This window comes from Streptomyces sp. NH27 (genome assembly GCF_056859195.1).
This window is the reverse complement of sequence record NZ_JACEGK010000193.1, coordinates 1-13,181: the sequence shown is the minus strand read 5'-3', so window position 1 is coordinate 13,181 and position 13,181 is coordinate 1. Positions and strand designations below refer to the sequence as shown.

13 protein-coding genes are annotated in these 13,181 nt (G+C 74.0%); 3 read left to right on the top strand and 10 right to left on the bottom strand.

Annotated elements, in window-relative coordinates; all coding sequences use genetic code 11:
- Positions 1–137 precede the first annotated feature (137 nt).
- Both AC13HU_RS17535 and aceB read left to right on the top strand, forming a co-directional pair.
- Entirely contained in the window at positions 138–752 is a 615-nt protein-coding gene (locus AC13HU_RS17535) for a nucleotidyltransferase family protein (protein WP_483042814.1), read from the top strand.
- 256 nt (positions 753–1,008) lie between these two features.
- Positions 1,009–2,628 (top strand): malate synthase A, encoded by a 1,620-nt coding sequence (gene aceB, locus AC13HU_RS17530; RefSeq protein ID WP_483042813.1) that lies wholly within the window; start codon positions 1,009–1,011, stop codon positions 2,626–2,628.
- A gap of 327 nt (positions 2,629–2,955) precedes the next feature.
- Here the strand turns inward: aceB and AC13HU_RS17525 are convergent, their stop codons facing one another.
- The 7 genes from AC13HU_RS17525 to AC13HU_RS17495 all read right to left on the bottom strand — a co-directional run bounded on the left by AC13HU_RS17525 (position 2,956) and on the right by AC13HU_RS17495 (position 8,423).
- Entirely contained in the window at positions 2,956–4,416 is a 1,461-nt protein-coding gene (locus tag AC13HU_RS17525; RefSeq protein ID WP_483042812.1) for an 8-oxoguanine deaminase, read from the bottom strand.
- Positions 4,417–4,430: 14 nt separating this feature from the next.
- Positions 4,431–5,339: a factor-independent urate hydroxylase gene (gene pucL, locus AC13HU_RS17520; protein ID WP_483042811.1), complete on the bottom strand. Its 909-nt coding sequence runs from the start codon at positions 5,337–5,339 to the stop codon at positions 4,431–4,433.
- A gap of 4 nt (positions 5,340–5,343) precedes the next feature.
- The gene (gene uraH, locus AC13HU_RS17515; protein WP_483042810.1) at positions 5,344–5,835 is read right to left on the bottom strand and encodes a hydroxyisourate hydrolase; all 492 of its coding nucleotides are present in this window, start codon (positions 5,833–5,835) and stop codon (positions 5,344–5,346) included.
- Entirely contained in the window at positions 5,832–6,335 is a 504-nt protein-coding gene (gene uraD / locus AC13HU_RS17510; RefSeq protein WP_483042809.1) for a 2-oxo-4-hydroxy-4-carboxy-5-ureidoimidazoline decarboxylase, read from the bottom strand. Before uraD ends, uraH begins: the two co-directional genes overlap by 4 nt.
- Positions 6,336–6,417: 82 nt before the next feature.
- Entirely contained in the window at positions 6,418–6,738 is a 321-nt protein-coding gene (locus AC13HU_RS17505) for a helix-turn-helix domain-containing protein (RefSeq protein WP_483042816.1), read from the bottom strand.
- A 56-nt stretch (positions 6,739–6,794) separates the two neighbouring features.
- Positions 6,795–7,046, bottom strand: a complete 252-nt coding sequence (locus tag AC13HU_RS17500) for a hypothetical protein (RefSeq protein ID WP_483042808.1) — start codon at positions 7,044–7,046, stop codon at positions 6,795–6,797.
- 66 nt (positions 7,047–7,112) lie between these two features.
- Complete coding sequence (locus AC13HU_RS17495) at positions 7,113–8,423, bottom strand: amidohydrolase (protein WP_483042807.1); 1,311 nt, start codon at positions 8,421–8,423, stop codon at positions 7,113–7,115.
- A gap of 231 nt (positions 8,424–8,654) precedes the next feature.
- Between AC13HU_RS17495 and AC13HU_RS17490 the strand changes: the two genes are divergently transcribed.
- A complete protein-coding gene (locus tag AC13HU_RS17490) occupies positions 8,655–8,843 on the top strand; it encodes a thiazolylpeptide-type bacteriocin (RefSeq protein ID WP_093711265.1) in 189 nt (62 codons plus the stop codon).
- Positions 8,844–8,991: 148 nt separating this feature from the next.
- Here the strand turns inward: AC13HU_RS17490 and AC13HU_RS17485 are convergent, their stop codons facing one another.
- From AC13HU_RS17485 to AC13HU_RS17475, 3 genes are read right to left on the bottom strand one after another with little or no spacing between them, the layout of a single operon-like run.
- Entirely contained in the window at positions 8,992–11,094 is a 2,103-nt protein-coding gene (locus AC13HU_RS17485; protein ID WP_483042806.1) for a TOMM precursor leader peptide-binding protein, read from the bottom strand.
- A complete protein-coding gene (locus tag AC13HU_RS17480) occupies positions 11,091–11,954 on the bottom strand; it encodes an ABC transporter permease (protein ID WP_483042805.1) in 864 nt (287 codons plus the stop codon). The genes AC13HU_RS17485 and AC13HU_RS17480 overlap by 4 nt, the downstream gene beginning before the upstream one ends.
- Positions 11,951–12,880 carry an ABC transporter ATP-binding protein gene (locus AC13HU_RS17475; protein WP_483042815.1) on the bottom strand — a complete coding sequence of 310 codons (930 nt, stop codon included), beginning with the start codon at positions 12,878–12,880 and terminating at the stop codon, positions 11,951–11,953. The genes AC13HU_RS17480 and AC13HU_RS17475 overlap by 4 nt, the downstream gene beginning before the upstream one ends.
- Positions 12,881–13,181: the final 301 nt, after the last annotated feature.

Below are 13,181 nucleotides of genomic sequence, written 5' to 3'. Positions count from 1 at the left end.
GGCCCCATCAGTCCCCTCAGTCCCCGTTCCTCGTCTGGCAACCGCCCCATCCCCGCAACACCGCCCGACGATACCGGAACGCGCCACGCCGACGGCGTCCTGTTCCACTGCCGTGACACGCGCGGTATGCAGGAGCGATGAACTCACATGGCGAGGTGGCCGGGCTGTTGCTGGCGGCCGGCGGCGGCCGGCGGCTCGGCGGCCGGCCGAAGGCACTGCTGGTCCACCGGGGGCGGCCGCTGGTGGAGCACGCGGTCGCGGTGCTGCGGGCGGGCGGCTGCGGCCAGGTGCATGTGGTGGTGGGCGCGGCGGCCGACGAGGTCCGCGAGCGCGCGGACCTGGCCGGCTGCGTACTGGTGGACAACCCGCACTGGGCCGGCGGCATGGGCTCCTCGCTGCGCGCCGGGCTCGCCTCGCTGGCCGCCGCGGCGCAGCCCCCGACCGCGGCGGTGATCGGGCTGGTGGACCAGCCGGGGGTGCCGGGTGCGGCGGTGGCGCGGGTGATCGCGGCGGGCCGAGCGGCCGACGACCTGCCGTCGGCGCTGGTCTCGGCGGTGTACGGCGGGCGCCGCGCGCACCCGGTGCTGTTCGGGGCGAGCCGCTGGGCCGGGGTGGCGTGCAGCGCGGGCGAGGACCGCGGCGCCCGGACGTATCTGCGCGAGCACGCCGAGCAGACCGTGCTCGTGGAGTGCGGGGACATCGGCGATCCCGCCGACATCGACACCCCCGCCGACCTGCGACTTCTCGACTGAAGTGGGGTACGGCGCCGGGCCGTCGGTGGATCGTCCGGATGGTACGACTACCGCACCGGCGACGGCGCACGCAGCGACGCGGTAGGGCGGCAGGCGAGGTGCCCCGCGCGGCGGGCCGGAATCCGACACCGCACGGCGTGCCACAAAACGTTGAACTTCCGCACAGCGAAAACTATGATCCACCTTGCAGAAGCGAGCGCGCTCCGGCGCGCCCCGGCACCCCGTGCCGCCCTTGCTCTACGGAGGAGTGACCCGCATGTCAGCAAGCGCGCCGTCCCCGGCCGTCGTCTCCGAGGCCGCCGGGCCCGTATCCCGCTCGGAGGAGGTGCTGACCCCCGAGGCCCTCACCTTCCTCGCCGAGCTCCACCGGCACTTCGCCGCCCGCCGCGACGAACTGCTCGCGCTCCGCAAGGAGCGTCGCGCCGAGATCGCCCGCACCGCCGCCCTGGACTTCCTGCCGGAGACCGCGCACGTCCGCGACGGCGACTGGCAGGTGGCGCCCGCCCCGGCCGCGTTGCAGGACCGCCGGGTGGAGATCACCGGCCCCACCGACCGCAAGATGACGATCAACGCGCTCAACTCCGGCGCCCCGATCTGGCTCGCCGACTTCGAGGACGCCTCCGCCCCCACCTGGGAGAACGTCATCGGCGGCCAGATCAACCTGATCGACGCCTACGAGCGCCGGATCGACTTCACCTCCCCCGAGGGCAAGAGCTACGCCCTGAAGGACGCGGCCGAACTGGCCACCGCGGTGGTGCGCCCGCGCGGCTGGCACCTCGGCGAGCGGCACCTGACCGTCGACGGCGAGCAGATCGCCGGCGGCCTGGTCGACTTCGGCCTGTACTTCTTCCACAACGCCCAGCGCCTGCTGGACCTCGGCAAGGGCCCGTACTTCTACCTGCCGAAGACCGAGTCGCACCTCGAAGCCCGGCTGTGGAACGACGTGTTCGTCTTCGCCCAGAGCTACGTCGGCATCCCGCGCGGCACCATCCGCGCCACCGTGCTGATCGAGACGATCACCGCCGCGTACGAGATGGAGGAGATCCTCTACGAGTTGCGCGAGCACGCCTCCGGGCTCAACGCGGGCCGCTGGGACTACCTGTTCTCGATCGTGAAGAACTTCCGGGACGGCGGCCCGCGGTTCGTGCTGCCGGACCGCAACGCGGTGACGATGACCGCGCCGTTCATGCGCGCCTACACCGAACTGCTGGTGCGCACCTGCCACAAGCGCGGCGCGCACGCGATCGGCGGCATGGCGGCGTTCATCCCGTCCCGGCGCGACCCCGAGGTCAACAAGGTGGCCTTCGAGAAGGTCAAGGCGGACAAGGACCGCGAGGCCGCCGACGGCTTCGACGGCTCCTGGGTGGCCCACCCCGACCTGGTGCCGATCGCCCGCGCCTCCTTCGACGCGGTGCTCGGCGACCGCCCGAACCAGAAGGACCGGCTGCGCGAGGACGTGCACGTCACCGCCGCCGAGCTGATCGACATCGCCTCGCTCGACGCCCGCCCCACCTACGAGGGCCTGCGCAACGCGGTCCAGGTCGGCATCCGCTACATCGAGGCGTGGCTGCGCGGTTCGGGCGCGGTGGCGATCTTCAACCTGATGGAGGACGCGGCCACCGCGGAGATCTCCCGCTCGCAGATCTGGCAGTGGACCAACGCCGGGGTCGTCTTCGACAGCGGCGAGAAGGCCACCCCCGAACTGGCCCGCCAGGTCGCCGCCGACGAACTCCTCGCGATCCGGGACGAGATCGGCGAGGACGCCTTCGCCGCCGGGAAGTGGGCCGAGGCGCACGACCTGCTGATCCGCACCGCGCTCGACGCGGAGTACGTCGACTTCCTGACCCTGCCCGCCTACCAGCGGCTGGTGGGGTGAGCGCGTACTGAACCCGGCGGTGCGCGGCGCGACGGCCGCGGACTGGCCGCGGCGGCCGGGCGGACCTCGGCACTCCACACCGCGCCGTGCCCGCAGCGCGCGGCGGCCGGGCACAGCGCCCCCGGGCTCCGGCGATCCGCATCGGGTCTCGGGCTCGGGGGCACTGTCGCCGGGCCCCGTTCAGGACAGGGCCCGGCCACCGGTCGGGGGCCGTCCCTCCCCGACCGGTCGTCTCGACCGGTGCCAGCCGTTTGCGCCCGTCCCGCCGGCGTCAGTTGGCTTCAAGCTGCTTGAACCGGCTCCAACTCGCCACGCCACCAAGGTCGTTCAGGCCAGCCCCGCGATGTGGGCGAGGCGGCGGGCCTCGCTGCGGGTCAGCTTCGCGATGGCGTCCTCGTCGACCCGGGTGAGCCGGCCGTCCTCCACCACCGGGCGGCCGCCCACCAGCGAGAGGGTGACCGGGGCCGCGGCGCCGAAGACCAGTGCCGCGACCGGGTCGGCGATGGACGCGTGCCCGATGCCGTCCAGCTTCCACAGCACCAGGTCGGCGAGCTTGCCCGGCTCCAGGGAGCCGATCTCCGTTGCCCGGCCCAGCACTTGGGCGCCGCCGTAGGTGCCCAAGTGCAGCGCCTGGCGGGCGTTGAGCGCCTTCTCGCCGCCGCCGAGCCGGTTGATCAGCAGCGCGTTGCGCAGTTCGGTGTGCAGCTCGCCGGACTCGTTGGAGGCGGTGCCGTCCACGCCCAGGCCGACCGGGACACCGGAGGCGAGCATGTCCGGCACCCGCGCGATCCCGGCGGCCAGCCGGGCGTTGGAGGACGGGCAGTGCGCCACTCCGGTGCCGGTGCGGGCGAACGCCGCGATGTCGGAGTCGTTCATGTGCACGCAGTGCGCCATCCACACGTCGTCGCCGAGCCAGCCGGTGGACTCGAAGTAGTCCGTCGGGCCCATGCCGAACAGCTCGTGGCAGAACTTCTCCTCCTGCACGGTCTCGCTGCCGTGGGTGTGCAGCCGCACCCCCTTGCGGCGGGCCAACTGCGCTGCCTCCCGCATCAGTTCGGTGGAGACGGAGAACGGCGAGCAGGGCGCGGCGGCGATCTGCAGCATCGAGCCGAAGGACGCGTCGTGATGGGCGTCGATCGCGGCCTCGGTGGCCAGCAGCGCGTCCTCGGTGCTCTCCACCGCGAAGTCCGGCGGCAGTCCGCCGTCGGACGTGCCGCGGTCCATCGAGCCGCGGGCCGCGGTGAAGCGCACGCCGAGGTCGGCCGCGGCCCGGATCTCGGCGCCGAGCAGGTCGCCGGCGCCGCGCGGGAAGACGTAGTGGTGGTCCATCGCGGTGGTGACACCGCCACGGACCATCATGGCCAGCGACCCCGACGCGGCGGTGTGGACCATGGGTTCGTCGATCCGGGCCCAGGTCGGGTACAGCTCGACCAGCCAGTTGAACAGGTTGCTGTCCTGGGCCAGGCCGCGGGTGAGCCACTGGTAGAAGTGGTGGTGGGTGTTGACCAGGCCGGGGGTGGCCAGGTGCCCGGTGCCGTCGATCCGGCGGACGACGTCCGCGAGTCCGGCGGGTGCGGGTCCGGCGCCGACCGACTCGATGGTGCCGCCCGCCACGACGACGTGCCCGGAGTCGTACTCGGTGCCGTCGGCGTCCACGGTGGCGATCGCGCAGTTCTCGATCACGATCCGCGGGGCCGGCGCGTCAACCTGCCCGGTGCCGCGCCTCTCGGGCCGCCCCGCGGCCTGCCCGCCGGCTCGTGCCGCCTGCGTGCGGGTCTGCTCTGCCATGCCGTCCGCCCCTCTCAGTCCGTCACCGGGATCGCGGCTTCCACGCCCTCGCGCAGCACGGTGCCCTCGATGAGGCCGTACGGGCGGTCGGCGGCGTAGTACACCTCGTTGTCGTTCTTCAGGCCGAACGGTTCGAGGTCGACCAGGAAGTGGTGCCTGTTCGGCAGCGACAGCCGTATCTCGTCCACGCCCGGCGTGTGCTCGATGACGCGCGCGCCCATGCTGTACAGGGTCTGCTGGAGCGAGAGCGAGTACGTCTCCGCGAACGCGGCCAGCAGGTGGCCGCGGACCCGGGCGTACTCCTCATCCCAGGCGGGCACCGGCTGTTCGTCGCCGCTCCAGGCGAACCGCCAGCGGGCGTTGACCTCGGTGGCGAGGATGCGGTCGTGGGTCTCCTTCAGCGTGGTGTAGTCGTCCTTGACGTAGCCCCAGAACTCGGAGTCGGTCGAGTTGAGCACCACCATGTCCTTCAGCCCCGAGACCACCTGCCAGCGCTCGCCGTCGTAGGCGACCTCGGTGGTGCGGGTCTCGCGGGCGTCGCGGACGAAGGAGTGGCCGCGTTCCTGCGGGCCGATCCGGTCCCAGGAGTACTCCTCGACGCGGATGCGGGCCCGGTGGATCGAGTCCTGGCCGCTGACGAAGTGCCGGGCCAGGTGGATCGCGAAGGTCTCCGCGGACTCGACGCCGTGCTTCTGCGCGAAGGCGTAGACGGTGTTCTTGGTGGCGTCGGTGGTCAGCACGTTGGCGTTGGAGCCGGAGAGGTGGACCGCGTCCATGGCGCCGGACAGCGCCACCGACACGTTGAGGTCCTTCAGGTGGTGGGTGTCCCCGTCGCGGACCACCCGGACCACCCGGACCTCGGCCTTTCCGTACTGGTTCTGGCCAAGGCGGGTGAGGCGGGCAGGACTTGTCTCAGCGGTCACGGCACTAGCTCCCTCGGTATACGGAGTAGCCGAACGGATTGAGCAGCAGCGGTACGTGATAGTGCTCGCCCGGCGCGACCGCGAAGACGATCGTCACCTCGGGGAAGAACGCTCCGCTGTCCCCTGGACCGGCTCGGTCCGCGCGGGGGGCGTCCTGCCGGGCCTCGGCTTGCTGGGCCTCGGCTTGGCGGGCGAGGTAGGGCTCCACGGCGAAGCGGAGCCGTACCTGCGTGGTGTGCTCGGGCGGGTCGGGCAGGTCCTTGCAGCGGCCGTCGGCGTCGGTGGCCGAGGCGCCGTGCGTGCTCCAGGGCGCGTCGGGCCCGGTCCTGACCGACAGTTCGACGCCGACGCCGGCCGCGGGGCGCCCGACGCTGGTGTCGAGGATGTGGGTGGACACCGAGACAGTGTGCGCCGGGGTGGCCGGATCGGCTCGGGCCGCCGGGGTCGCCGGAGTCGCCGGTTCGGCCGGGGTCGCCGGGTCCTGCGCTGCCGTCATGCGGGGGCCTCCTCGGTGCGGCGGGTGAGCCTGATCCGGTTGATCTTTCCCAGTTCGGCCCGGACGATCTCGCGTTCGGTCTCCTGGCCGTTGCCGATCCGCTCCTTGAGGGCGGCCAGCATCTGCGCGCCGGTCAGGCCGGTGGCGCAGATCAGGAAGACATGGCCGTGGGCGTCCTGGTAGGCGAGGTTGAGCCGGCGGAGTTCGGCCCGCTCGGCGTCGCCGACCCCGCGCTGCTCGCGCGCCGACGTCGGGTCGCCCGGGGTGGGGCGGCCGATCGGCGGGTGGCCGGACATCGCCTCGCCGAGGTCGGCGACGGTGAGCGCCGCCATGGCCGCGTCACTCGCTGCGAGCAGGCCGTCGAGGCAGGTGTACGGCCGCCCGGCGGCCACCGCCGCGCCCCAGGCCCGGCTGGCGCACACCTCGTGCAGCAGGTCGGCGGCGGCGCGGGCGGCGGCATCGTTGAACCGGGCCAGGCCCGGCGAAGCGCTGGATGTCACCCTCGCAAGCTACGAGCAGCCACGAGCGGACGTCAACAGTTTGTTGAAAGACTTCCGACCGCGAACGGCGCCCGCAGCGCGGTCACTTCGTATCGCGCGCCGCGTTCTCCCTGTTCAGGTAGTTGTACACGGTGAAACGGCTGACCCCGAGGGCCGACGCGACGGTCTCCACGCCGTGCCGCACCGAGAACGCGCCGCGCTCCTCCAGGATGCGCACCACGGTCTGCTTGTCCTTGCGGCCCAGCTCGGCGAGCGGGCCGCGCCGGCGCCGGAGGTCGGCGAGCAGATGGTCGAGGGAGTCGGCCAGATGGGGCAGCCGCACCGCGACCGCCGGCTCGCCCTCCCAGCTCAGCACGACGTCGTCGCCGCGGGCCTCCTCGGGCGGCAGCACCTGCCCGCCCATCGCGTCCACCAGGGGCCGCACGGCGGCGGCGAAGGCGTGCCGCTGCGCGTCGGCGCTCACCGCGGCTCCTCGCCGAGCACGCTGACCTGGAGCGAGATACGGGTGGCGCCGGCCGCCGCGGTACGGCGCAGCAGCTCCGCGACCGTCTCGATCACGGCCTCCTCGGTGCCCTCGGCGGTGTTGCCGAACGGGCCGACATCGACCGCCTCCAACGCCCCGGCCCGCAACACCTCGCGCGCCGCCATCGCGTGCGCGGGCGGCTCCTCCAGGTCGAACGGCTCGGTGGTGAACTCCAGCCTCATTCTCACGACTGCCCCCACGGTGGCTGCGGCGCCTTCGGGCCCTCCACCGCGGAGGGCGACTCGCAGGCGACCTTAACCGACCCCGCGCGACCCGCAAGGAGAACCGTCGGCATGGCCGTCCCCCTCGGCGAAGTGGGCCGCCGCGGCGACCGCCATCGCCCGGATGCCGGTGACCAGCGTCAACCGGGCGTGCGGGCGGAAGCGGGCGGAGTGGTTGCCCGGCAGTGCGGCGAGCTTCCGCTCGGCGCTGTCGCCGGCCGCCGCCCACTGGCCGGGCCCGACACTGCCGAGCATCCAGTAGCCGGTCCTGACGCCGGCCACGCCGTGCAGTCCGACGCCTGCCGCGCCCAGCAGCGGGAAGTCCTCGGTCGCCGCCGACGGCTGCCAGCTCGCGACCCGGCCGGCGCCGAAGGCCGCCTCGTGCGCCTGCCGCACCCGCGCGGCCACGCCCGGGTCGCTCGTGGTCACCGCCGATCTGGACAGCTCCCGGATCTCGGGCGTCCGCTCGGCCCCCGCGGCGGCGGCCTCGGCATGCGCCATCCGTGTGACGGCCGCCAATGCGCGATCCAGGGTGGCCGGGGCGAAGGCCCGCAGGGTGACCTCCATCGTGGCCCGGTCCGGGATGACGTTTCCGGCGCCGCCCGCGTGCAGCGCGCCCACCGTGAGCACCAGCGGCTCGCCCGGGCCGGTCTCGCGGGACACCACGGTCTGCAGCCGCCCGACCAGCGCCGCCGCGGCCACCACCGGGTCCACCGCCAGTTGGGGCGCCCCCGCGTGCCCGCCACGTCCGTGCAGCACGATCTCCACCGTGCAACTCGCCGCCAGCAGCGGCCCGCCGCCGTGCGCCACCATCCCGGCGGGCAGTGGCACCGTGTGCTGCGCCAGCACCACGCCGGGGGCGGGGAAGCGCTCGTAGAGGCCGTCGGCGAGCATCGCGGCGGCGCCGGTCAGCGTCTCCTCCGCGGGCTGGCCGACCACCACCAGGGTGCCGCGCCACCGGTCGGCGGCCTCGGCGAGCACGGTGGCCGCGCCCGCCGCGCACGCCAGGTGCGCGTCGTGGCCGCAGGCGTGCATCGCCGGGGCCGGGTCGCCCACCGTGCTCGCGTACGGCAGCCCGGTCTCCTCGCGCAGCGGCAGCGCGTCCAGTTCGGCCCGCACCAGCACCACCGGGCCCGGGCCGTTGCGCAGCACCCCGACCACGCCGTGCCCGCCGACCCCCGTGGTGACCTCGTACCCCGCGCCGGACAGCCACCGCGCGAACCGGTCGGCGGTGCGCCGCTCGGCGCCGGACAGCTCGGGGTGGCGGTGCACGTCGGCGTAGAAGTCGGCGGCCGGCCCGAGCACCTTCGCGGTGGCGTCCCCGAACGGCTCCTGCGCGCTCAAGTGGCTCTCCTTCCAAGGCAGTCGGGCGAGACGGCGGAGGGGCCGGCGGGACGTGGTCCTGCGGATGGTGCGCCGGCGGGCGGTGGATCGGCGGGCCGGGCGGCGCGTGCCGGTTCGGGGCGTGCCAGCGAAGTGACAGCGGTCGGCCGGCGGTTCCGCCAGTGGACGCGCGTAGAAAGGACGCTGCGGCCGCTACGTGGCCGGGTCCGTCGTCGACGAGAAGGAGTCACCATGGCTGACATCTCCAAGCTGGACACGCCGCTCGCCTCCCTTGCCCAGGAGATCCTGGAGCTGGAGTCCGAGACGTTCGAGATCACCGACTACTCCGACGCGAGCGAGGTCATGCTGGGCTCCTCCACGAGCTGCTCCAGCACCAGCACCTGCTCCAGCACCACCAGCACCACCAGCTGCACCGCCTGATCGTCGGGGCGACGAGGGTCCGCGGCGCCGGGAGCACCGGCCCGCGGGCCCTTCCGCATGACCGAGCGACGCGGGGTCGTGGGCCAACGGTACGACGGGGCAGAGGAGTTGCGGGGCAGAGGAGTTGCGGGGCTGGGGAGTTGCGGGACTACGGGAACGGGTGCGGCACGGCGCGCACCTCCCCCGCGGCCAGGTCGTCGCCGCGCATCCCCGCCCTGCGCTGCGCGGTCCGCAGCCGCGGCATGGTCAGCGCCCGCTGCCGGGTCCATCCGAAGTCGATCGGCAGCAGTCCGGGCACGATCGTGCAGACCGTGTGCAGGCCCAACCGCCGCTGCTCCGCGGTGGTCTGGTCGACCACGATCACGTCGGACCCGGCCGCGGCCAGCTCGCCAGCGCACCACAGGACGTCCTCCCGCAGGTCGAGGCCGCGCGGCCGGCGCCGTTCCCAGCCGTCGTAGGTGTCGGCGAACGTCCTTGCCACCGGCGGCTCCAGGTAGCCGCGCACGTGCTCGCGCATCCGCGGCAGGCCGAACAGCGCCGCGTGGTCGGGCAGTCGGCGTACGAGCGTGAAGTCCTCGGCCATCGCGGCCAGTTCGGCCGGCCGCTCGGCGACCTGGCGGGGCAGGTGCGGCAGGTAGGTGAGGATCTCCGAGACCGCCGACTCCACCGCGGCGAGCGGGTCGAGCGCCGCCCCGGCGGCGAACGCGAAAGTGCCGGGCCCGCCGTCGCGCCGCACCGCGAGCCCGGTGGCGACCGGCACCGGCAGGTCGATCCGGTTGTCGTAGACGTGCACGTCGTAGCCGCACAGCGCGGCCCGGTCGGTCATCGCGCGCAACACCCGGCTGTCGCACGAGGCGAGGTCGATCTCCGGCAGCGGCGCGTTGCCGTACCAGCCGAGCAGGAAGGCGTCGCGCTCGATGAGTTCGAGCAGCCCGAAGAGGATCGCCTCCTCCAGGCAGCTTCCGATCGCGCAGCCGTTGGAGCACTCGTAGACGAAGTCGTCGGCGGCGGTGCCCGCGCTGTAGTACGCGAGCCGGGCCGGTACCAGCACGAACCCGCCGTCACGCAACGAATGGCCGCGCACCCACGGGATCGGCCGGCCCGGGTCGAAGGGGTGCACCATCGGGTCGTCGCGGTAGGTCTGCGGCGCGTACAGGCCGCAGGTGCGCGGGTCCAGGGCCGGTTCACCGCGTGCGGCGAGGTCGTCGAAGGACGCGACCCGCGGTGCCGTACGGTCCCGGCGGTGGGTGCCCGCATACCGCTCCAGGCCCTCCAGGAAGGCGAGTTCACGACTGGCCGTGAAGGAGTTGGCCTGGCCGCTCCAGGTCACGTCGGTCAGTCCCGCGTAGCCGCGCATGAAGACCGAGCCCGCGACGGGGGCGGTGGTCGGCGAGGTCACGTCGTTCCAGGTGCCGGCGCCGAGCACCCCGCAGACCGGATTGGCCAGCGCCTCGGTCGGCAGGGCGTACGACGCCGGGGTACGCAGCCGGTACCGGTCGGCGGCGGGCTTCGGCCGCGGCGCGAGCCCCAACACGCCCTTGTCGACGTCGTGTTGGGACGAGGCCGGGTCGTGCTGGGCGCACAGCGGGTCGGCGAGCAGCGGCACCGTGTGCGGGCGGCCGGTCTCCAGGTCGTGCCGGGTGACCCGGGCCAGACCGTCGGCATGGGGCGGCCGGGGGGTGGCGACCGCCCACACGTACAGCGCCCACACGGCGTCGACGGTGCAGTCCGGGAGTACCGGCCAGCGGCCCGCCGCGGTCAGGCCGCTCTGCCCGGCCTCCAGGGCCTCGCGCTCGGTCCGGGTGCGCAGCCGCTGCCAGCGCACCGCGAGGCAGCAGCCGCAGGCGCCGTCGGAAGTGGGCGCAGCCGGATCGGGGGTGTCGGGTACGGCTGCGGGCGGATTGGCGGCGTCGGGTACAGCTGCGGGCGGGGCCACGGGCGCGTCGGGTGCGGCCCTGCCCGGCTGCGCCGCGTGCGGCGCGGCGGTGTGCGGCCCCGCACCCCATGGGCCGACCAGTACCGCGTCCGGGGCCAGGTGCACCTTTGCCGCGGCCCGCCGCCGGGCGTGCTCGGGCGGTTCGGGGTCGGGCCGCAGCAGGTCGTGGCTGCCGATGACGGCCACCGCGGGTGCGGGCAGCCCGGCAGCGGCGGCGCGTGCCGCCAACTGCCGTTCCAGTTCCCGCCCGACGGCCTCGATGCCCGGAGCAGTGGGCCGCGCGGGGGTGGCGCGCGGGGTGGTCATCGAGGTCATGTCCGGTTGCTCCAGCGGAAGACGCGGGCCGCGATCAGCCCGAAAAGGAGGGTGAAGCCGATCAGGCCCGCGCAGTCCAGGGCGTAGCGGCCGAGGCCGTCGCGGCCGGCGAGCACGTCGGTCAGCCCGTGGTCGAGGAAGCGCAACGGCAGCACCCAGGAGAACGCCTGGATCCAGCCCGGCAGCAGGTCCGCCGGATAGAACGCGCCGGACAGGAACGCCATCGGCACCATCACGAAGTTCGCGATCGCCGCGACTGCCTCCGGGGTGTTGGCGAGGCTGCCCACCACCAGGCCGAGCGCGAGGAACGCGGCCACGCCGAGCACCAGCAGGGGCAGCGCCAGCGGCCAGTCGCCCGCCAGGTGCAGCCCGAACACCGGCAGCACCGCCACCGCCGTGAACAGCACCGCCTGGCACAGCCCGACCCCGACCGCGACCGCGAACCGCGACCCGAGCACCGTGGGAAGCGGGGTCGGGGTGCGCCACACCAGCCGCAGGATGTCGTCGCGCCGCCAGTGCATCAGCGCGAACGCGGGCCCGAACAGCGCGGCGTTGCCCACGCCCCACGACAGCACTCCCGGCGCCACGTAGTTGATGTACGGCAGGCCGCCGTCGACCTTCTGGCCGCGGAAGAGCAGCCCGAACACCGCGAGGAACACCAGCGGGAAGGCGAAGGTGAAGAAGACCGTGGTCCGGTCGCGGACGGAGGCGAGGAACGCGGCCCTGGTCAGCGCGGCATAGGGAGTGGTGCGGGTGCCGCCGCGGGTGGTGGGACCGGCCGGGGTGCTCGGGTCGGCGGGGCCGGTGGAACCGCTCGGGGTGCCCGGGGTACTCGGCGTGCTCGGGGTCGTGGCGGTCATCTGCCCAGCTCCGTTCCGGCTCCGGTCAGCCGCAGGTAGGCGTCCTCGAGGGTCGCGGTCCTGGTCCGGATCGCGTCCATGTCCACGAAGGCGCCGACCGCGACCAGCACCCGGTTGGCCACGCGGGTCTCGATCACCACCTCGTCGCCCTCCACCAGTACCCGGTCCACGCCCTCGATGGCGCGGGCCTGGTCCGGGGTGATCCGGTCCGCGGGCACCAGCAGCCGGGCCGGCGCGGCGAGCGAGCGGACCAGGGCGGCAGGCGTGTCCAGCGCGGCCACCCGCCCGTCCGTGATGATCGCCACCCGGTCGCACAGCGCCTCGGCCTCGTCCAGGTAGTGCGTGGTGTACACGATGGTGCGGCCCTGGCCGCGCAGTTCGCGCAGCAGCCCCCACAGCGACCTGCGGGCCTCCGGGTCCAGCGCGGCGGTCGGCTCGTCCAGGAAGATCAACTCGGGGTCGTGCACCAGCGCGGTGGCCAACGCGAGCCGCTGGCGCTGGCCGCCCGACAGATCGTCAACTCGGCTGCGGGCCTTGGCCGCCAGTCCCACCGACTCGATGGCCCGGCCGGCCGCCGTCCGTTCCAGGCCGTGCAGCGCGGCCACGGTCTCCAGGTGTTCGACCGCGGTCAGCCGGGTGAAGAACGCGGAGGTCTGCGTCTGTACGCCGATCCGCCGCAACAGCGCGGTACTGCGCGGCCAGGGCGACTGCCCGAGCACCTCGACGGTGCCCGCGTCGGCCTTCCGCATGCCCTCCACGATCTCCACCAGCGTGGTCTTCCCGGCGCCGTTCGGCCCGAGTATCCCGAAGAACTCGCCGTGCCCCACCGTCAGCGACACCCCGTCCAGGGCACGCACCCCGTCATAGCTCTTCGTCACACCGTCCAGCACCACAGCGGGTGGTGACGGATCGTCAGCTCTGTTCATACGGCCTTTCTCTCGCGTCTGCGGGGCGGGTACGGGGCTGGTGGGCCCGCCTTCCGGGCCGGGCGGTTCGGGCGCCGCGGCGGCCGACGCCGCGGTGGCGCCCGGGGGCGGCGCGGCAGGGGTCTGCCGCGTGGCGGACGAGCGCCTGGCGGCGGCGCGCAGGCCGATCGGGCGGAGCAGGAGGGCCGCGGCCACGACGGAGACCGGCAGGTAAGGCGTCCAGGTGTCGTGGCGGGCGGGCAGGGCCGCGGCGCACAGCAGGCCCGCCGCGGCGAGGGCGGCGAGGGTGAACAGGGCGCCC